20 protein-coding genes are annotated in these 17993 nt (G+C 58.2%); 5 read left to right on the forward strand and 15 right to left on the reverse strand.

Annotation, left to right across the window (positions count from 1 at the left end; genetic code table 11):
- Nucleotides 1-280: 280 nt before the first annotated feature.
- From SYN9616_RS15225 to SYN9616_RS0105005, 3 genes are all read right to left on the reverse strand, one after another.
- The gene (locus tag SYN9616_RS15225) at nucleotides 281-703 is read right to left on the reverse strand and encodes a tetratricopeptide repeat protein (RefSeq protein WP_051410946.1); all 423 of its coding nucleotides are present in this window, start codon (nucleotides 701-703) and stop codon (nucleotides 281-283) included.
- A gap of 272 nt (nucleotides 704-975) precedes the next feature.
- The gene (gene cobW, locus SYN9616_RS0105000) at nucleotides 976-2058 is read right to left on the reverse strand and encodes a cobalamin biosynthesis protein CobW (protein WP_028952139.1); all 1083 of its coding nucleotides are present in this window, start codon (nucleotides 2056-2058) and stop codon (nucleotides 976-978) included.
- 9 nt (nucleotides 2059-2067) lie between these two features.
- Entirely contained in the window at nucleotides 2068-2541 is a 474-nt protein-coding gene (locus SYN9616_RS0105005; protein ID WP_232200641.1) for a pentapeptide repeat-containing protein, read from the reverse strand.
- Between the two features lie 107 nt (nucleotides 2542-2648).
- Between SYN9616_RS0105005 and SYN9616_RS0105010 the strand changes: the two genes are divergently transcribed.
- From SYN9616_RS0105010 to ilvD, 3 genes are read left to right on the forward strand one after another with little or no spacing between them, the layout of a single operon-like run.
- Nucleotides 2649-3266: a uracil phosphoribosyltransferase gene (locus SYN9616_RS0105010; protein WP_028952141.1), complete on the forward strand. Its 618-nt coding sequence runs from the start codon at nucleotides 2649-2651 to the stop codon at nucleotides 3264-3266.
- Between the two features lie 38 nt (nucleotides 3267-3304).
- Nucleotides 3305-3598, forward strand: a complete 294-nt coding sequence (locus SYN9616_RS0105015) for a hypothetical protein (RefSeq protein ID WP_028952142.1) — start codon at nucleotides 3305-3307, stop codon at nucleotides 3596-3598.
- A 43-nt stretch (nucleotides 3599-3641) separates the two neighbouring features.
- Entirely contained in the window at nucleotides 3642-5315 is a 1674-nt protein-coding gene (ilvD, locus tag SYN9616_RS0105020) for a dihydroxy-acid dehydratase (protein ID WP_028952143.1), read from the forward strand.
- On the opposite strand, the gene SYN9616_RS0105025 is transcribed toward ilvD, so the two are convergent.
- The 11 genes from SYN9616_RS0105025 to glpX all read right to left on the reverse strand — a co-directional run bounded on the left by SYN9616_RS0105025 (nucleotide 5312) and on the right by glpX (nucleotide 15090).
- Nucleotides 5312-5683: a hypothetical protein gene (locus tag SYN9616_RS0105025; protein WP_028952144.1), complete on the reverse strand. Its 372-nt coding sequence runs from the start codon at nucleotides 5681-5683 to the stop codon at nucleotides 5312-5314. The genes ilvD and SYN9616_RS0105025 overlap by 4 nt on opposite strands.
- Before the next feature lie 4 nt (nucleotides 5684-5687).
- Entirely contained in the window at nucleotides 5688-6248 is a 561-nt protein-coding gene (locus SYN9616_RS0105030; protein WP_028952145.1) for a CIA30 family protein, read from the reverse strand.
- A gap of 72 nt (nucleotides 6249-6320) precedes the next feature.
- The gene (locus SYN9616_RS0105035; RefSeq protein ID WP_232200047.1) at nucleotides 6321-6659 is read right to left on the reverse strand and encodes a hypothetical protein; all 339 of its coding nucleotides are present in this window, start codon (nucleotides 6657-6659) and stop codon (nucleotides 6321-6323) included.
- A gap of 16 nt (nucleotides 6660-6675) precedes the next feature.
- Nucleotides 6676-7386 (reverse strand): hydrogenase nickel incorporation protein HypB, encoded by a 711-nt coding sequence (gene hypB / locus SYN9616_RS15230; protein ID WP_084218304.1) that lies wholly within the window; start codon nucleotides 7384-7386, stop codon nucleotides 6676-6678.
- 15 nt (nucleotides 7387-7401) lie between these two features.
- The gene (locus tag SYN9616_RS0105045) at nucleotides 7402-7758 is read right to left on the reverse strand and encodes a hydrogenase maturation nickel metallochaperone HypA (RefSeq protein WP_028952147.1); all 357 of its coding nucleotides are present in this window, start codon (nucleotides 7756-7758) and stop codon (nucleotides 7402-7404) included.
- Nucleotides 7759-7763: 5 nt separating this feature from the next.
- Nucleotides 7764-8954 (reverse strand): agmatinase, encoded by a 1191-nt coding sequence (speB, locus tag SYN9616_RS0105050; RefSeq protein WP_028952148.1) that lies wholly within the window; start codon nucleotides 8952-8954, stop codon nucleotides 7764-7766.
- A gap of 79 nt (nucleotides 8955-9033) precedes the next feature.
- Entirely contained in the window at nucleotides 9034-9747 is a 714-nt protein-coding gene (gene pgl, locus SYN9616_RS0105055) for a 6-phosphogluconolactonase (RefSeq protein WP_028952149.1), read from the reverse strand.
- 11 nt (nucleotides 9748-9758) lie between these two features.
- Nucleotides 9759-11177 carry an NADP-dependent phosphogluconate dehydrogenase gene (gndA, locus tag SYN9616_RS0105060; protein WP_028952150.1) on the reverse strand — a complete coding sequence of 473 codons (1419 nt, stop codon included), beginning with the start codon at nucleotides 11175-11177 and terminating at the stop codon, nucleotides 9759-9761.
- A gap of 148 nt (nucleotides 11178-11325) precedes the next feature.
- Nucleotides 11326-12621 carry a glucose-1-phosphate adenylyltransferase gene (locus SYN9616_RS0105065; RefSeq protein ID WP_028952151.1) on the reverse strand — a complete coding sequence of 432 codons (1296 nt, stop codon included), beginning with the start codon at nucleotides 12619-12621 and terminating at the stop codon, nucleotides 11326-11328.
- A gap of 125 nt (nucleotides 12622-12746) precedes the next feature.
- Nucleotides 12747-14054 (reverse strand): glutamyl-tRNA reductase, encoded by a 1308-nt coding sequence (locus tag SYN9616_RS0105070; protein ID WP_028952152.1) that lies wholly within the window; start codon nucleotides 14052-14054, stop codon nucleotides 12747-12749.
- 31 nt (nucleotides 14055-14085) lie between these two features.
- Complete coding sequence (gene glpX / locus SYN9616_RS0105075) at nucleotides 14086-15090, reverse strand: class II fructose-bisphosphatase (protein ID WP_007097794.1); 1005 nt, start codon at nucleotides 15088-15090, stop codon at nucleotides 14086-14088.
- 188 nt (nucleotides 15091-15278) lie between these two features.
- Here glpX and rpe (SYN9616_RS0105080) point away from each other — a divergent pair, with 188 nt between their 5' ends.
- Together rpe (SYN9616_RS0105080) and rpe (SYN9616_RS0105085) are read left to right on the forward strand one after the other, a co-directional pair.
- Nucleotides 15279-16013 carry a ribulose-phosphate 3-epimerase gene (gene rpe, locus SYN9616_RS0105080; RefSeq protein WP_028952153.1) on the forward strand — a complete coding sequence of 245 codons (735 nt, stop codon included), beginning with the start codon at nucleotides 15279-15281 and terminating at the stop codon, nucleotides 16011-16013.
- A 49-nt stretch (nucleotides 16014-16062) separates the two neighbouring features.
- Nucleotides 16063-16746: a ribulose-phosphate 3-epimerase gene (gene rpe, locus SYN9616_RS0105085; protein WP_028952154.1), complete on the forward strand. Its 684-nt coding sequence runs from the start codon at nucleotides 16063-16065 to the stop codon at nucleotides 16744-16746.
- A 290-nt stretch (nucleotides 16747-17036) separates the two neighbouring features.
- Here the strand turns inward: rpe (SYN9616_RS0105085) and ccsB are convergent, their stop codons facing one another.
- Nucleotides 17037-17957 (reverse strand): c-type cytochrome biogenesis protein CcsB, encoded by a 921-nt coding sequence (ccsB, locus tag SYN9616_RS0105095; RefSeq protein WP_028952156.1) that lies wholly within the window; start codon nucleotides 17955-17957, stop codon nucleotides 17037-17039.
- Nucleotides 17958-17993: the final 36 nt, after the last annotated feature.

Consider the following 17993-nt stretch of genomic DNA (forward strand, 5'->3'; position numbering starts at 1 on the left):
CATGTATCTCTCACATCAGAGGAGGGGGGTAGACCCCTCGCAATTACAGGGTTTCTCACTAGTTGTGGGGACTAACGATGCCCTATTCTCAAGTGGAAATAATAATGAGAATCAAATAGTGGCCAGAAATCACAGCTGTCGCACTTATCCACACATCTACATCACATCACCTGTTTGATGTTTTTTATTAACTGAACTCATGACTTACTTCCTGTATTGAGGTGGATTCCACTGCTTGAGGAAGGTGGAGAACTTCATTGTGTGATTAGAGAACCAATCCCTAACACTGGTTCTTCACCCATTCAGCAGGTTCTTTCAATCCAAAATCTGCTGCTTTTCTCCAATCACGACAGGCACCTTCAAGGTCATATACCAATTCTCTGGCAACACCACGACTGAGATAGGCAACGGCATCCTTCGGATTAATCTCTATTGCCTTACTCCAATCATCAATTGCTCCTTGATAATCTCCTAATTCAATCTTAGCACCACCACGATTGTTGTAGGCATCAGCATCCTGAGGATTAATCTCTATTGCCTTGTTGAAATCATCAATTGCTCCTTGATAATTGCCTGCCTCGTATTTCTCTACTCCTTGATTGAAATACTGAGTTGCTAATGGGTTTGCATTTGCAGTGATCAACGGCGATCCAACTGCAAGCACGGACAGTGCCGCAGCAATGGCAATAGTCCGGCGTGACATTGGTTTGGTTTGAACTAACTCTATAAAGGCAGCCAGAACGCACCATCAAGGCAATTAGGAATATCTGAGGGAGAAACCAGTCAGATCTCATCTATCACTAATCAGGAAACTTGGGTTGGTAGTTCTTCTTCGCCAATTCCTTCTCCCTTACACACTTCCACTAGTAATCATTCACACGCTTATTGAGAATCAGGGCGAGTGGGTAGTTGATACTCACTCCCCTGTTATATCAACATCTCTCATCAGATCTGATGCGTTAGATGTGCCTTTAACTAACTCGCAGTTACCGTCACTAGTCTTTGAAGCTGAAGACTGACCGCATCGGCAGCGTTGGCCTGGAAGGACAACACCACCAGATCAACACCACATCCGGCAGCAGGAGACCAGACCTGCCCCGGTGCTGCTTCAAACCAGCTGTCCAGCCGGGGACCCACCATCTGAACCTGCAGCGGCAACGACTTACCCGGTAACCAGACCCGGCCTTTCAGCCGCACAATCTGCAGTTCGCGAGCCAGCTCGGGAAGACTGGTTTCCAGGAGGGCTCGATCCCAGGCCCCTTCTAGACGCACCGTGCCACCGACAATCTCCACATGGGAGTGGTCGTGATGGTCGTGGCTGTGGTCGCGGTCGTGGTCGTGGTCAGAGTGATGGCTGTTCTCCTGGTGATGGCTGTGATCGAGACCCAGAACCACCGCAGGATCAACACGACCGTCCTGGATCGGAAGCAAAGGAGTTCCTTGACGAACCTTGGAACGAAGACCATCAAGAACGCGATGCATCCCGTCGTCTGAAAGGCAATCAGCCCGGCTGATCAGCACAAGATCGGCAGCATCCAGTTGGTCCTTGAACAAATCATCAACCGCTGTGAGGTGATCAAGGCTGGGATCGTCGCGACGCTGCTGCTCGAGAGCGTCTGGATCGCCAACGGGACTTCCTTCTGCGAGTGCGGCACCATCGGTGAGAGTCACCACGCCATTGACGTGAACCCGGCTGCGAATCGCCGGCCAGTTGAGGGCCTGAAGCAACGGCTCCGGCAATGCCAGACCGCTCGTTTCAACAACAATGCCGTCCAACTGGTCAGCGCGTTCCAGCAGGCTCTCGATGGTGGGCAGGAAATCGTCCTGCACAGTGCAGCAAAGGCAGCCGTTGTTGAGCTCAACGAGACGACCCTCCAGCTCCTCTTCAGGACAGAAGCCGCAGCTGCGAATCAGATCGCCATCGAGGCCGACACTGCCGAATTCATTCACCATCACGGCCAACCGCTTGCCGCTGTTCACCAGCAAATGACGCAACACAGTGGTTTTGCCAGACCCGAGAAATCCAGTGATCACCGTCACCGGCAGGCGTTTTGACATCACTCGTGTTCAGGGACGACAGCCCAGGCTCTCACGGGTAGCCATGCCGGTGTGGGGGTTCACGCCGTTGGCGCGGGAGCAAAGCGCCCTTTGTTGGGGCAAATCAAGCACCGCATTCGTGAAGTCGGCACCATCGATCTGGGACTCGGTAAAGCGGCTCTGCATCAACATGGCGTTGGTGAACATCGCCCCCCTCAAATCGGCCCCGTCGAAACGGCTGGCGAAGCCCACGACATCGGAGAGATCGGCATCGCGCAGATCTGCGCCCTGGAGTTGAGAGGTGTTGATCACCGCGCCCCGCAGGTCACTGCCGCTGAGATCAACATCTCTGAGATCGGCCTTGAGAAACTCCTTTTCTTTCAGGTCGAGGCCATGCATGTCGGAAGTGATCTCCTGAACAGCAAACTGCCCACGCAGTTCAGGCGCCGTGATCGCTGCAGCCGAGAGGGGAATCATCAGCTGGATCGCCAAGGCACAGACCATGGCCAGTGCCAGAGATCCCAAACGTGTCAGGGAAGGCATCAGCTCCAAAAACTCCAGCCGGTAATTTGTGCGCTCACGTTATGGCAGTTGCCAGTGGAGCGAGGCCCATGGCCATGACCCTGCGGGTGGTCGTGCCACCCCACCCGTTGATCGGCCACTGGCTCTCGATGCTCAGACATCGGGAAACACCAGCCCCGGTTTACGGCACAGCGATGCAGGAACTGGGTCGCTGGCTCACCTATGAGGCCCTGCGCGATTGGCTGCCGCATCGACGCGAGTCCATACCAACCGACTCTGGACCCACCGAGGGAACGGTCTGCGAAGCGGGCGTTCCGCTTCTGGCCATGCCGTTGCTGCCTGCCGGACTTGAGATCTGGCATGGGGCCCGCAGCGTGCTGCCCAATGCAGCCCTCTGTCTCAATGGCGTTCCGGATGGCATCGAAGCCAATGCGGGGCTGATTCTGTTCGTCGACCAGATCACTGATGGCAAAAGGCTTTTAGAGCTTCTGCATCAGTTACAGCAGCAAGGCGTGAACGGACCTCGAATGCGAGTGATCGCGGCTCTCTCAGCGAATGCCGGTTTGAAATGTCTGGGAGAAGCCATCCCGGAACTCACCATCTACACCGCCTGCATTGATCCCGATCTCCGCGACAACGGTCTGATCAGTCCTGGCATTGGTGACCCGATGCAACGACTGAATCTCAGATCACCGGCCCGTGCCTAGCATGGATTTCGACGATGAACGTCGAGACGACAACAGCCATGGGTCAGCATCACGAAGCCGCTCCAGCCACCCTGGTCACTTTGATCACAGGAGCCGTCCTCGGCGCGGGGGGACTTGCCTGGTGGTTGCTGAATGAAGCCGATCGCCGCCGGCGACTTGGACATCAGCAGGCCATGCTCTACGCCCCGCGAATGCAGGATGGATCGGAAGTGTTTGATCCGGTGAGCAACGGCCGCAATCGGAGCCAGGCCCTGGAAGAACGGGTCGAACGCCTGAATGCAGCGATTGCCGATGTTCGTCGACAGCTCGAGGGACTGGGAAAGAGCGACTGAGCGATCGGTAGGTTGTCCTGATCCGTCCGAGGCCGTTCACACCATGCTTCGCTCCGACGCTGTCACCAAGGGCATCCAGCGGTCTCCGAACAGAGCCATGCTGCGGGCCGTCGGCTTCGGCGACGAGGACTTCGGCAAGCCGATCATTGGCATCGCCAACGGTTTCAGCACCATCACCCCATGCAATGTGGGACTCGATGATCTGGCCCGACGCGCCGAAGAGTCGGCACGTCACGCCGGTGGCATGCCGCAGATGTTCGGCACCATCACCGTCAGCGACGGCATTTCGATGGGAACTGAAGGGATGAAGTATTCCCTCGTCAGTCGCGAAGTGATTGCCGACGCCATCGAAACCGCCTGCAACGGACAAAGCATGGATGGCGTGCTCGCCGTGGGCGGCTGCGACAAGAACATGCCAGGGGCCATGATTGCCATGGCTCGGATGAACATTCCCTCCGTCTTTGTTTACGGCGGCACGATCAAGCCAGGCAAACTCGGGGGGTGTGACCTCACGGTGGTGAGCGCCTTCGAGGCCGTCGGACAGCTGACCAGCGGCAAGATCGATGAGGCGCAGCTGACCGCGGTTGAGAAAAATGCCTGCCCTGGCGCTGGCAGTTGCGGCGGCATGTTCACCGCCAACACGATGAGTGCCGCCATCGAAACGATGGGATTGAGCCTTCCCTTCAGCTCCACGATGGCGGCGGAAGATGAGGAGAAAGCCGACAGTGCCGCGCGGTCAGCCGAGGTGCTTGTAGACGCGGTGAACGCCAACATCCGTCCCCTCGACCTGCTGACCAAAGAAGCCTTCGAGAACGCCATCAGCGTAATCATGGCGGTGGGCGGCTCCACCAATGCTGTGCTGCATCTGCTGGCGATCGCCCGCACGGCGGGGGTGGATCTGACCATTGATGATTTCGAACGCATTCGTCAGCGCGTGCCGGTGATCTGCGATCTCAAGCCCAGCGGCCGCTACGTCACGGTGGATCTCCACAACGCCGGGGGCATTCCTCAGGTGATGAAACTGTTGCTGGATGCAGGACTTCTGCATGGAGATTGCCGCACGGTTGAAGGGAAAAGCCTGAAGGAGTTGCTTGCGGCCGTGCCATCCGAGCCGCCGGCGGGGCAAGACGTGATCCGTCCGCTCAGCAACCCGCTTTATAAGAAGGGCCATCTGGCCATCCTCAAGGGCAACCTTGCCAGGGAGGGCAGTGTGGCCAAGATCAGCGGCGTTAAAACGCCGGTGCTCACGGGCCCGGCTCGGGTGTTTGAAAGCGAGGAGGATTGCCTGGCCGCCATCCTCGAGAAGCAGATCAAGGCCGGGGACGTGGTGGTCGTTCGATACGAGGGCCCGGTCGGCGGTCCCGGCATGCGCGAAATGCTGGCTCCCACCTCTGCGATTGTTGGTCAGGGTCTTGGCGACAAGGTGGCTCTGATCACCGATGGACGCTTCAGCGGCGGCACCTATGGCCTCGTTGTGGGGCATGTGGCCCCCGAGGCAGCTGTGGGCGGAACGATCGGCCTGGTGCAGGAAGGCGACAGCATCACCGTCGATGCCGATCAGCTGCTGCTGCAGTTGAACGTGGATGATGCCGAACTGGAGCGCAGGCGGGCCACCTGGAGCAAGCCGATCCCCCGCTACCGCACCGGAATTCTGGGTAAGTACGCCCGTTTGGTGTCAACGTCCAGCCGAGGCGCGACAACAGATCACGCCGATTAATCAACTGCCGGTTGCACCATCGATCGCAGCCTTCGGCCCAGCGCTTCCAGCGTTGCAGCATCCTGCGGTGCACTGCAACGCTGGCCTGATTCGGCATCCATCCACACCGGGTGGCGGCCATGCCACAACATCGGTCGCTCGGGTTGATCCAACCAGCTGAGCATCAGGTTGACTTCATCGCCACTGCGATAGATCTCCAGCTCGATATCGCGGTCTGGATGACGTTGGCCATCACCGTCACGACATTCGATGCGCACATTCAAGTCATCCACCACCACTGGCACTGAGGGATCGATCGGCACCACGGCATGGCTCCAGGGCTTCAGGCATACGTCGGCTGCCTTGGCGATCAGCACCAGCAAATCCATGGGTTCAAGGCAGCGCGCGAATCGAACGGATCAGCAACCGAATGGCTCCAGGGCGAAAGCCTGGATTCAGCTCTCCGGCATCGCCGAACTTGGAATGCAACACCTGAATCCGGGTGATGCCACCGCGATCAAACCGCAGCGGCAAGCCCACGGGCTTGGCCCGCACGGTGGGGCGCAGATCCGCAAACGGCACCAACACCTGGGTTGTTCCGCTGGTGTTCGTGGGGACGTCGATCACCCAACGCAAACCACCCGGAATCAATTCGGTGAGCCCCAACGCTCCATCCCGGCAACCGAGGGCGATCTTGAGGGTGCGGCCCTCGCCGTCCACATCGATCCGCAGCGCCGAGTACGGCGACAAATCCAGCGGTGGCTGCAAGCGCGGGGAACGGCAGCTAACAAAGCCGCCGCCACGCTCGATCAGCTCACCTTCAAGGAGCAAACCGTCCTCGACAACACGGCAACCGGCACGGGAATTGCCGCCCATGATCGTGTCGTTGAGGCTGGCCCAGTCAGCGAACTGCTGACCCTGTACAAGCACCTGGTCTGCGGCGGGCGGCTGCATTCTGATCAGCGAGAGACAAGCCATGCCTAGCAGGCTTCAACAGAGGATCAGAGTGTCTGCCCCTTCAGTCCATCAGCTCAGGTGATGGAGAATCGCCGGCGGAATGAACCAGTACGACACCAGCTGCCAGTCGCGTCCCAAGAGGTAGGAACGGTAAAAATCCCTGACATCAAGCCAGGAATTTCGGTAATGACTGGGGTAGATCGTGGTGCTCAGAAGCGAAAAGATAACGACATGCAGGAAGTTGGCTCCGGGATGGTGTCCGAGCTGAACATGATCATGGAGATGGTCATGCAGCTCAGTGCACTCACCGATTCCAGGGATCCAGTTTTCTAGAAATTCGACAAATGGATCCGGCTGGTCAGTGGTGTCGATCGGACCAGGGGACATGGCCGACGGAACTCCTGCCATTCACCACCACCGCAAATCAGCAGAGGGATCTTATGTGAGACTCCGCCGCGACTCGACGCCGGCTCAGGGTCTCCTCCAGCCAGTGATGCCAGGCGCTGAAGCCCTCTCCCGAGCTCGCTGACAGTTCAAAAATCACAGCATCCGGATTGACGCTGAGGATGTTGTCGCGAATGGTTTGAACATCCACTGGCAGATGGGGCAGCAGATCTGTTTTGGTGATGATCACCACATCAGCCCGACGGAACATCACCGGGTACTTCAAGGGCTTGTCCTCACCTTCGGTGACGCTCAGCAGGGCGACCCCGAGATGTTCTCCCACAGCAAATTCCGCCGGGCAGACCAGATTGCCGACGTTCTCGATCCAGAGCAGATCCAACGTGGACGGGTCGAGCCTCTGCTCCAACAGCCGCAGACCGCCCTGCACCATGGCGGCATCGAGATGGCAAGCCCTGCCGGTGGTGATCGGAACAACGGGAATGCCCACAGCCTCCAAGCGCTGGGCATCCAGCTGGGTGGTCATGTCCCCCTCAAGCACCGCCATCCGCAGCGTGCGGGACAACTGCGGCAGTGATCGCTCCAGCAGGGCCGTCTTCCCCGCCCCTGGACTGCTCATCACGTTCAACGACAGCAACCGCCAGGAATCGAAATCCTCGCGGTTGTGATCAGCCTTGTGCTGGTTGGCGGCCAGAAGATTGATCTCCAGGTTGTCGCCGATGGGCATGTGCATGGCTATAGAAAGGCGTCAGATGGGTGCCGATTCGATCCGGCGGATCCTGAGTTCCCTGCCGCTGAGGATGTCCTCAAGCGGTGCAGAACAACATGGAGAGCGGTACTGCTGCATCACCGTTGGGGTGTAGGTCGAGTCGCAGCAGGGACAGCGACCAACCAGGGGAATGCTGTTGATCTTGAGGCTGGACCGCTCAAGCCAGGTCCCGCCAACGGCGGCCGCATAGGTGGTGACCAGCGCATCGGGTTCCACGCAGGTGAATTCACCGACATCGAGATGCACTGTCCTGACCTCCTGTGGAGCGGATGACTGGGAATCCCTCCATTCCGCCAACGAGAGCAGCAGGCAACGGGTCATGTCGACTTCATGCATGGCCGTCAGCGCCAGGCCTGATCAACCTGCATGTTGCAGGTTGGATCGAGCCAACTCGGCGCCTGGCGGCGGGGGAGCTGACCGCTCACCACCAGATGAGCCATGGTGTCGCAGATCACCCGGGTCGCCATCAGCGAGGTCATGTCGCTGATGTCGTAGGGAGGTGAGACCTCCACGAGTTCAAGGCCACAGACAGGCACCTGGCGAACAATCAGTTCAAGCAGCTTGAGAGCTTCCCTGGGCAGCAGACCACCTGGCTCCGGCCAGCCTGTGCCAGGAACGAAGCCGGCATCGATGCAGTCGATGTCGAAGGAGATGTAGACGCAGTCGGTGCCATCGGTGGCCCGCTCAATCGCAAACTGTGCAGCCGCTTCGAGCCCCATCTCGGTGATGTCAGTCACCGTGAGCACATTGGTGCCTCGCTCACGGCAGACCTTCACGCCCTCACGGGGCACCTGCCAGCCGCCGATGCCCAGCTGCACGAGATTCGCCGCGGGGGCGTTGGCCATGTTGGTGGCATGGAACCAGGGACAGGTATGCATCCGCTCATCCAGATCGGTCTCCTGGGTGTCGACATGCCGATCGAAATGGATGATGCCGACCTTGCGATCGCCGAGATGCCTGCAGACCCCCCGCACCGTTGGGAAGCCGATCGAATGATCTCCTCCCAGGATGATCGGGAAGGCCCCGCTGGCAAACACGTGGGCCACCCCTTTGGAAATCTGATCGAAACTCTTTTCATTGTTGGCGGGAATCGTGAAGATGTCTCCGACATCGCAGAGGCGAATCTGCTCGCGCAGATCAACGCCCATCTCGTAGTTGTACGGGGTGTACAGCGCTGAAATGCGGCGGATTCCCTGGGGACCAAAACGCGTACCAGGTCGATAGGTGGTGCCGCTGTCGTGGGGAACGCCCAGCACGGCAACGTCATAGTTGCCGACCTGATTCACATCCTCCAGATAGGGAGCCTTCATGAAGGTGTTGATGCCGGCGTAGTGAGGAAGTTCACCCCGCGAGAAGGTGGAAATCCGGCGATCCACGATGCTTGCCGCAGCATCCAGGCCCAAGTCACGGGCCCGATCCACCTCCGTTTGCCAACCGGTCAGCGGCAGCTGACGTTCCTTTTCAAGAGCCTGCATCCCCTCACTGGGATGTTGGCGCTGAAAACCAGCCGTGTCGTCTGAGGACGCAGTCATGGAATCAAGTGAAGAGGCAGCGGAAGCGATGCGCTTCCTGATTCCACCCCTACAACGTCGCAGGGGTGGCGCGCAGCTCTCAGGGAGCAGGAGCGGCGTTCTGATCCGCCAAAATCACAACCTCAGAGGCCGGCTGCACCAACTTGGCGGGGGTGCGCTCAGGCGATTCATCTGGGTCGATCAGACGCTTCAGAGCGTCCTGCTTGCCAGCCCCACTCACCAGAAAAATCACCTGGCGCGAGGCACTGAGCACCGGTGCGGTGAGGGTGATCCGATCCAGACCCTTGCCGCGACCGACCGTCGACCAGCGGTCGCTGACGGTGGGGGCTTCCGTGCCGGGGAAAAGCGACGCGGTGTGCCCGTCATCCCCAAGCCCCAGGAGCATCACATCGAAGATGGGCGGCTCCCCGGGACAGAGGCGGGACACCAGAGCCCCGAAAGCCTCAGCACTGGCATCCGCATTGGCCAACTCCACCGTCGGCACGGCATGAAACGTTGCGCGCGACCCTGGTTCCTCCGCCAGAAGGGTTTTGCGAAGCATGCGGGCATTGCTGGATTCATCATCGGCAGCAACCCAGCGCTCATCACCGAGGAACACATCCACACGATCCCAGGGGAGCCGTTCCTGCCCGAGCATCGTGTAGGCCCGGGCGGGGGTCGTTCCGCCGGACAGTGCGATTTGACAGCGATCACGCTGATCGAGAGCAAGGCTGATCTGGGCAGCGATCAACTCGGAGGCCCGGCGAGCGAGGTCCTGAGGATCGCTCGCCCGCTCGATGCGATAAGTGGCCATGTCTGATCAGCTCAGGACAGCCATTCGGTATGGAAGGTGCCTTCCTTGTCGACACGCTTGTAGGTGTGGGAGCCAAAGCAATCACGCATTGCCTGAACGAGGTTCTGAGGCAGGCGCCCGGTGCGGTAGCTGTTGATGTAATCCAGCGTGCTGCTGAAGCAGGGCACCGGAATGCCGCTCTCAGCGGCACCAGCCACCACCTTGGCCAGTCCGGGAAGACGCCGGTTCACCTGTTCAGCGAACCAAGGATCCAGCATCAGATTGGGGAGCTGCGGATCCTTGTTGAAGGCGTCCTGAATGCGCTTGAGAAGCCTGGCTCTGATAATGCAGCCGCCCTTCCAGATCTGAGCGATCGACGGCATGTGAAGGTCGTAGTCCAGATCGTTCGAGGCGATCCGCAACAGCTCCATGCCCTGGGCATAACTGGCGACGCAGCTGAGCACCGTGGCATCCATCAGCGGGGACATCGCATCGGCGGGAGTTCCGAGATCGAAGTCCTTGATCGCCGGTCCCTTGAGAACGTCCTCGGCCTTGACGCGCTGCTCCTTCATCGAGCTCATCACCCGCCCATTCAGGGAGGCGTAAATCGTGGGCACCGATGCACCCATCTGCAGAGCTGTCACGACAGTCCAGAGGCCCGTTCCCTTCTGACCGGCCTGATCCATGATTTTCTCGACGAGATCCTGCCCGTCCTGGGGATCCTTGGTGCGAAGGCAAACCTCGGTGATCTCCACCAGATAGGAGGAGAGCTCCTCCGTGGCGTTCCACTGGCCCAGAACGTCGGCCATCTGATCGCCGTTCATCCCTTTGACCCGCTTCATCAGGTCGTAACCCTCAGCAAGGATCTGTTCGATGCCGTACTCGATCCCGTTGTGGACGGTCTTCACAAGATGACCGGATCCACCGGGACCGATGTAGGTGACGCAGGGTCCATCCTCGACCTGTGCGGCCATCTTGTTGACGAGACTCTCGATCGCGTCGTACGAGGCCTTGGTTCCACCCGGCATCATACTCGGCCCTTCCAGAGCGCCTTTGGCACCACCTGACACACCCATACCGATGAACCCGAAGCTCTTGCTTTCGAGCTGCTTCACACGACGTTCGGTGTCGTGATAATCGGAATTACCGCCATCAATCAACAGATCTCCTTCCTCGAGATGTGGAGAGATCTGATCAACGACTGCATCCACCGCCGGACCAGCCTTCACCATCATCAGGATGCGGCGAGGACGCTCCAACTTGCCGACGAAGTCCTCTAGATCCGAGGCACCTTGAATGTTTTTGCCCTGACCGCGACCGTTCAGGAATTCTTCGGTTTTGGCATAGGTACGGTTGTAAACAACGCTGGAAAAACCATTGCGTTCGGCGTTAAGGACGAGGTTCTCGCCCATCACACCGAGACCGATCAGACCGAAGTGAGACTTGGACATGGTCGTAGGGACCACTGACAACTGACGTCAGTGTGAGCACGACATTCGGATCCGGCCGCAAATCAAACGACATGTGTCAGGAATGATGCATCGACACGTCGTTTGTTTTGAGAGGAACCCTTTATCCCGTGTCCTGGATGACAGTGGATCAGATCACCATTCCATCTGGAATCGTTGCATTCTTCACGACAACAACAATGCCGTTGCGGATATAAAAGCCCTGATCAGCACGATCAGCCTCTTCAACATGATCCTTATTGACGATGGTGACGTTGTTACCAATTCGGGTGTTCTTATCAAGAATGGCACCCTTCACAGTTGTTCCCTGACCCACACCAACAGCAATCCCGCCACGCTCACGAAGCATGGCTCGCTCATCGCTGGATTCGAAGAAATCCGCACCCATCACGAGGGTGTCCTGCAGCACCACATCGCTCTCAACACGGCTACGAACACCCAACACGCAGTGATGAATACTGCATGACTTCAAAATTGAGCCCTCACCAATGATTGAGTTGGTGATCTGGGCATCCACCAGTTTGCTGGGGGGCAGATAACGAGGACGGGTGTAAATGGGGAATTTTTCGTCGTAGAAACTGAACGGAGGCTTCGGCTGCTGGGTCAACGCCAGGTTGGCCTCATAGAAAGCACCGATGGTGCCGATGTCCTCCCAGTAATCATCGAACACATAACTCTGAAGCTTGTCTCCACGAGCCAGTGATTCAGGAATCACTTCCTTACCGAAATCCTTGTGGGAAAGCTTCGTGTCCAGCAGGTCAAACAGGGTTTCTCGACTGAACACATAAATGCCCATGGAAGCCAGATAGGGCCTCTCCTTGGCTGAGTCAGCACTCAGGCCGAACCGCGATGTATCCACAGCCATCTCGAGCAGGGAATCGCCCTTGGGCTTTTCACGGAATTCAAGAATCTTGCCGTTTTCGTCGGTGCGCATGAGACCAAAGGCCTCAGCCTGTTTGTGATCGACTGGCAGGGCCGCAACCGTTAAATCTGCACCCGTGCTTCGGTGATGCTCGATGAACAGACTGTAGTCCATCCGGTAGAGCTGGTCGCCGGAGAGGATCAGATATTCATCAACATCCCATTCCTGAAACAGCCATTGATATTTACGAACGGCATCAGCGGTGCCTTCAAACCATGAAGGACTGTCTGGAGTCTGCTGAGCAGCCAACACCTCAACGAAGCCCTGCCCAAACGATGCGCTGAGGTTGAAGGTCTGGCTGAGGTGACGATTCAGTGACGCACTGTTGAATTGCGTCATCACGTACATCTTGTTGATGTTCGAGTTGATGCAATTGCTGATCGGAATATCAATCAGACGATATTTACCCGCCACAGGCACGGCCGGTTTGGCTCGCATCTTGGTAAGCGGGTAGAGCCTCGTGCCGGCTCCGCCGCCGAGAATGATGGCCAGGACCCGCTTCATGCCGCTACCCGTATCGGCGTTGCCGCAAGAACTTACCGGACTTTTCCCTCTCACCAGCGGAATCCGACAAGATCCGACGAGATTGGTGGGTATCAGTTCGGGACTGGGTCCAGACCAGCTTGTTCTCAGCTATCAACCTGCGGCTCCAGGTCAAACAAACGCTCCACGGTGCGCAGGGAGTGCTGACGCTCCTGACGGCTCTGGGGAGAACGCAACTGGGTCACAGGGGTGTGCAGGATCTTGTTGATGATGCCCTTGCTGAGGGCTTCCACAACCTTGCGCTCCCGGGCAGAGAAATCGGGCCCCATCCGACTCAGGGCCTTTTGAAGTTCCTCGCCGCGGATCGTTTCCATCGATGCCCGCAATCGGTTGATGGTCGGCACGGCCTCCAGGCTGTCCCACCACTCCAGGAACTGCTGAGCCTCCCTCTGCAGCAGCTGCTCCGCCTCGCGGGCGATCGCTTGCCTGGCCTCCTGGTTGCGGGCCACCACCTCCTGAAGGTCATCCACATCGTGGGATTCGACTCCGGCAACATCGGCGGCATCCGCGGCAATGTTCCTGGGAACACCGATGTCAATCAACCGCAATCGACTGCGGCGGTTGAGTGGTTGCAGGCGAGCAGCATCGATGATCGGGTCCTCAGCTGCCGTGCTGGTGAAGACCAGTGAGCAGGTGCTGAGGTACTGATCCAGGTCCGTGATCGGGCGAGACTGGATTGGCAGGTCGGGGAAGTCCTTCGAGAGCAGCTCGGCGCGCTCGACCGTGCGATTGAGCAGAACCACCCCCGCGGCACCTTTGGCCTGCAGGTGTTGTAGGAGCAGGCGGCTCATCCGCCCAGCGCCCACCACTGCGATTTGTTCGGTTTCCAGGGTGACGAGCTGGTCAAGTCCGCGCGACTGACCGAGCTTCAGCTGAGCCAGCTCAACAGCCGCCGAGCTGATCGAAACGGCACCCGTTCCGAGATTGGTTTCACTGCGCACCCGCTTACCGGTGCTGACGGCCTGGGTGAGCAGGCGGTTGAGGATAGGGCCAAGAGACTTGTGCTCCTGCCCCAACCGCATCATCTTCTTCACCTGGGACAGGATCTGACCCTCTCCCAGGACAAGGCTGTCGAGACCGGATGCAACGCGCATCAGATGGTCGACAGCGTCCTCATGGTGATAACTAAATAGATGTGGAGAGAGATCCCCGGTGGCGAGGCCTGAGTGTCCACTCAGGAATTCACTCACCGCGGACACCCCAAGCTCGGGGTTGCGAACCAGGGTGTAGATCTCCAGACGGTTGCAGGTGCTCAGGATCGAGGCCTCAATCACCTGCTCGTTGCCCTTCAGGGACTGGAGGGAAGTCTCCATGGTCTGCTCAGGAATGCTGAGCCGTTCCCGGATCTCCACCGGTGCCGTTCGATGACTGAGGCCGACGACGGCAATGTGCATGGAGACGTTCCTCTCAACCAGAAATCAACGATCAGCTCAGAGCGATGCTTTGAGCGCCGTCCTTGATGTGCACGGTGTTGGTGAAGCGGCAGGTGTTGTCCAGGTTGCTGATCACCAGGCTGCTGGTGCGGGTGCAGTCCTTTTCGAACTTAACTCCATTGAACAGCAGGCCATCAGTGATGCCGCTGCCAGCGAAACAAACATGCTCGCCGCAGGCCAGCTCCTCTGCTTCGTAGACCTTGTCCGGATCGGCGATGCCCATCTCAGCGAGACGCGCCAGGTTGCCCTCTTTGGTCATGTCAGCCCATTCGGAAGTCTGAGCAATCGCAGGGTCGTAAACCAGTTGACCCTGGAAATGGCCACCTAGAGCGCGCATGGCAGCGGCGGAAATCACACCTTCGGGGGCAGCACCAATACCCATCAGGCAGTGGGTGCCCGTGCCAGCGAAACCGCAGGCGATGGCGGCCTGTACGTCGCCGTCTGAGATGGGCTGGATGCGAGCGCCGGTGGCACGGATCTCAGCGATCAGATCCTTGTGACGAGCACGATCCATCACCACGATGTTCAGCTCGTCGACGGGGAGACCCAGGCACTCGCTGAGGATCTTGATGTTTTCAGTGGCCGACTTGCGGATGTCCACCTTGCCCTTGGCAGCCGGAGGAGCAGCCAGCTTCTTCATGTAGAAGTCGGGGGCGTTGAACAGACCACCGCGATCAGAGGCTGCGAGAACAGCCATCGAGCCACGCTGGTTGAAGGCGCAAAGGTTGGTGCCTTCGCAAGGGTCAACAGCGAAATCCACGCCAGGGCCAGTGCCGGTGCCGACCTCTTCTCCGATGTAAAGCATCGGGGCTTCATCACGTTCCCCCTCACCAATCACGATGCGGCCCTGCATCTGGATCTGATTCATGCGCTTGCGCATGGCATCAACGGCCAACGCATCCGCTTCATCCTTCAGGCCTTTGCCGGAGAGCGAGGCGGAAGCGATGGCGGCCTGCTCGACGATCTCGAGAATTTCCTGAATGAGGGTCTGATCCACGGGACTCCGGTGATGGGGTGAAGGGGGGGTGCGTGTCGAGAATGCGGGTAAGGACAGCCTTCAGGAAGGTCAGTTTCCCCTTGCCGCAAGGGATCTCGGCGACGAAGCGCGGCTCACTGTATCAGTGCAGCCAGGAGGGCCTGCCTGCCCATCGACTTCTATAAACTTTCGCCAGTTATTTGTAGTCAATGTCGACTCAACATCGCCCTGTTCAGATTATTCCTTCGGTTCTCCCTGCGGACTGGGCAGCGATGGGAAAGTGCGTCAAAGATCTTGAAGATGCGGGGGTTGACCGAATTCAATTTGACGTGATGGACGGAAATTTCGTACCGAATCTGACCTTTGGTCCGGAGCTGATCTCGGCATGCCGCCGCTATTGCAATGTGCCTTTTGAAACACAGTTAATGGTCAGTCAATACAACTGCGAAACCATGCTTGATCAATACGTTGAAGCCACTAAAGGGCCCAACGGTGAGCCCGGAGTGGTGATCGCTCACGTTGAAGCCAATAACCATCTCCACCGGGTTCTCGGCCGAATCAGGCAGCTCGGGGGAAGCCCTTCAGTGGCGATGAACCCCCATACACCGATGGACATGGTGAAAAACGTGCTCGACATGGTCGACCATGTTTTGGTGATGACGGTCAATCCCGGATTTGGTGGCCAGGCTTATATCCCAACGATGCTTGACAAGATCTCCGAATTGCGTTCCACCATCCTTGAACGAAATCTTGATATAGATATTGAGGTTGATGGTGGAATCAAGGCGAACTGGACTCTTTCTCAGTGCTGTGCAGCAGGAGCCAACTGTTTTATTGCCGGAAGCGGGATGTTTGCTTATCCAAGCCTCAAGGAAGGTTGTGATGACCTGCGACGTGTCGCTTTAGCAGCCCAAGCCGGTGAGGTCTTACCAACTCCGGCATGAAGGCCTGTAATGGATGTAACTTTGCCCTGTACAAAATTTGGGCACCGGAATGGGCGCGAAGCCTCTTGTCATCTCTCCATCAATTCTGTCTGCCGACTTCTCCCGCCTTGGCGATGAGGTGAAAGCCGTTGACCAGGCGGGAGCTGACTGGATCCATGTGGATGTCATGGATGGACGCTTCGTCCCGAACATCACGATCGGCCCCCTGATCGTGGAAGCCCTTCGCCCGGTGACCCAGAAACCTCTGGACGTTCACCTGATGATCGTGGAACCAGAGAACTACGTTCCGGACTTCGCCAAAGCCGGCGCCGACATTATTTCGGTGCAGGTTGAAGCTTGTCCCCACCTGCACCGGAACCTTGCCCAAATCAAGGATCTAGGCAAGAAGGCCGGCGCAGTGCTGAACCCTGGCACTCCCCTCGACACCCTCGAGTACTGCCTGGAGCTGTGTGATCTGGTGCTGATCATGAGCGTGAACCCCGGCTTCGGGGGCCAGAGCTTCATTGAAAATCAGGTTCAAAAAATTCGCGATCTGCGCCGCATGTGCGACGAGCGCGGACTTGACCCCTGGATTGAAGTCGATGGCGGCATCAAAGCGGGGAACGCCTGGAAGGTGATCGAAGCTGGTGCCAACGCCATCGTGTCCGGTTCCGGGGTGTTCAATCAGCCCGACTACGCCGAAGCCATCAAGGGCATCCGCGCCAGCAGCAGCAAGCAGGCTGTTCTTGTCTGACCCTGAAATCGCGGTTGAATCTCTCCCCAAAGCGATGCCCCGGCCAACAGGCTGGGGCTTTTTTTGAAATCCAGAGGTTCAACGTTCAACAAGCTGACGAGCGATCAGGTTCCAGAGCGTCGTCGTCTGGGCTGGAGCTTTCATATCGAGCCCAATAGTTCCAACGGTTATGGAACCTTGATTTCGTCTCATCTTCGAGCAAGCCTTAAGAGCGGTTTCGGCTCACTGATCAACAACGTCAAAAGAAAGATCAATCCAGACAAATCACGATTGGATTCAAAACAGCACAATCAACCCCCAAAAAACCAGCCATAGCTGTGCAAACCAATGCCAAGCAGATTCACGCCGATGTAGCAAACAGCGATCACCACAAGACCAACCACGGCAACAAGGGCGGGGCGTCGGCCCTGCCAACCGCGGCTGAGGCGGGGATGGAGATAGGCGGCGTAAACCAGCCAACAAATCAGCGCCCAGGTTTCCTTCGGATCCCAACTCCAGTAACTCCCCCAGGCTTCATTGGCCCACACCGCGCCGCTGATGATGCCGACGGTGAGCAGCAGAAACCCGACGGTGATCGTGCGATAGCTGAGGCTATCGAGTTGCTCATTCGTCGTCAGCTCAACTGAACGGAGTTGCACCACTCCGCTGTCCGCCACAGCAGCGGCCTGGCGGAATCCACCACTACCGATCGAACTACTGCGTAATTCCAGGGCTTCGCCGCGGTCGGTGATCAACACCGCAAACGACAGCAGAGATCCCACCAGCAAAGCTGCGTAGCTGACCATGATCACGCTCACGTGCATCACCAGCCAGCTCGAGCGCAGGGCCGGCACCAATGGCGCCGACGACTGAAGCTGATCTGGCAAAGCGAAGCTGGCAAAAGCAACACAACCCAGTCCCATTGGCGTTGCTGCCGCCGGAACGATCGGTGATGGCCAGCTGCGCTCAACCAAAAGCTGGGTCAATGTGCAGGCCCAGGCCAGGAAACAGAGCGACTCGTAGAGATTGCTGATCGGGAAATGGCCGGACTGCCACCAGCGCAACACAAGCTGGGCCGTGAGCAGGAGATTCGCAATCGCGACCAGCATCCGCACGCTCGTTGAAGAGGTCTGGCTTGAGGCGGCCCAGAAGGACACCGGCAGCGCCAGCAGCAGCAGAACAAAGGCCGCGAACCCGAGGGTGGTAACCGCGTCGAATGGAGCAGCGAGCAAACGATGGATACCTGCTGACGTAATTCTGCCGGGCTA

This window comes from Synechococcus sp. CC9616 (assembly GCF_000515235.1).
GTDB lineage: Bacteria > Cyanobacteriota > Cyanobacteriia > PCC-6307 > Cyanobiaceae > Parasynechococcus.

What these genes read in the sequence shown, in the direction of transcription:
- SYN9616_RS15225 (WP_051410946.1), bottom strand. Translation starts at nt 703, where the DNA reads ATGTCACGCCGGACTATTGCCATTGCTGCGGCACTGTCCGTGCTTGCA.
- cobW (WP_028952139.1), bottom strand. Translation starts at nt 2,058, where the DNA reads ATGTCAAAACGCCTGCCGGTGACGGTGATCACTGGATTTCTCGGGTCT.
- SYN9616_RS0105005 (WP_232200641.1), bottom strand. Translation starts at nt 2,541, where the DNA reads ATGGTCTGTGCCTTGGCGATCCAGCTGATGATTCCCCTCTCGGCTGCA.
- SYN9616_RS0105010 (WP_028952141.1), top strand. Translation starts at nt 2,649, where the DNA reads ATGGCCATGACCCTGCGGGTGGTCGTGCCACCCCACCCGTTGATCGGC.
- SYN9616_RS0105015 (WP_028952142.1), top strand. Translation starts at nt 3,305, where the DNA reads ATGGGTCAGCATCACGAAGCCGCTCCAGCCACCCTGGTCACTTTGATC.
- ilvD (WP_028952143.1), top strand. Translation starts at nt 3,642, where the DNA reads ATGCTTCGCTCCGACGCTGTCACCAAGGGCATCCAGCGGTCTCCGAAC.
- SYN9616_RS0105025 (WP_028952144.1), bottom strand. Translation starts at nt 5,683, where the DNA reads ATGGATTTGCTGGTGCTGATCGCCAAGGCAGCCGACGTATGCCTGAAG.
- SYN9616_RS0105030 (WP_028952145.1), bottom strand. Translation starts at nt 6,248, where the DNA reads ATGCAGCCGCCCGCCGCAGACCAGGTGCTTGTACAGGGTCAGCAGTTC.
- SYN9616_RS0105035 (WP_232200047.1), bottom strand. Translation starts at nt 6,659, where the DNA reads ATGGCAGGAGTTCCGTCGGCCATGTCCCCTGGTCCGATCGACACCACT.
- hypB (WP_084218304.1), bottom strand. Translation starts at nt 7,386, where the DNA reads ATGCACATGCCCATCGGCGACAACCTGGAGATCAATCTTCTGGCCGCC.
- SYN9616_RS0105045 (WP_028952147.1), bottom strand. Translation starts at nt 7,758, where the DNA reads ATGCATGAAGTCGACATGACCCGTTGCCTGCTGCTCTCGTTGGCGGAA.
- speB (WP_028952148.1), bottom strand. Translation starts at nt 8,954, where the DNA reads ATGACTGCGTCCTCAGACGACACGGCTGGTTTTCAGCGCCAACATCCC.
- pgl (WP_028952149.1), bottom strand. Translation starts at nt 9,747, where the DNA reads ATGGCCACTTATCGCATCGAGCGGGCGAGCGATCCTCAGGACCTCGCT.
- gndA (WP_028952150.1), bottom strand. Translation starts at nt 11,177, where the DNA reads ATGTCCAAGTCTCACTTCGGTCTGATCGGTCTCGGTGTGATGGGCGAG.
- SYN9616_RS0105065 (WP_028952151.1), bottom strand. Translation starts at nt 12,621, where the DNA reads ATGAAGCGGGTCCTGGCCATCATTCTCGGCGGCGGAGCCGGCACGAGG.
- SYN9616_RS0105070 (WP_028952152.1), bottom strand. Translation starts at nt 14,054, where the DNA reads ATGCACATTGCCGTCGTCGGCCTCAGTCATCGAACGGCACCGGTGGAG.
- rpe (WP_028952153.1), top strand. Translation starts at nt 15,279, where the DNA reads ATGTCGACTCAACATCGCCCTGTTCAGATTATTCCTTCGGTTCTCCCT.
- rpe (WP_028952154.1), top strand. Translation starts at nt 16,063, where the DNA reads ATGGGCGCGAAGCCTCTTGTCATCTCTCCATCAATTCTGTCTGCCGAC.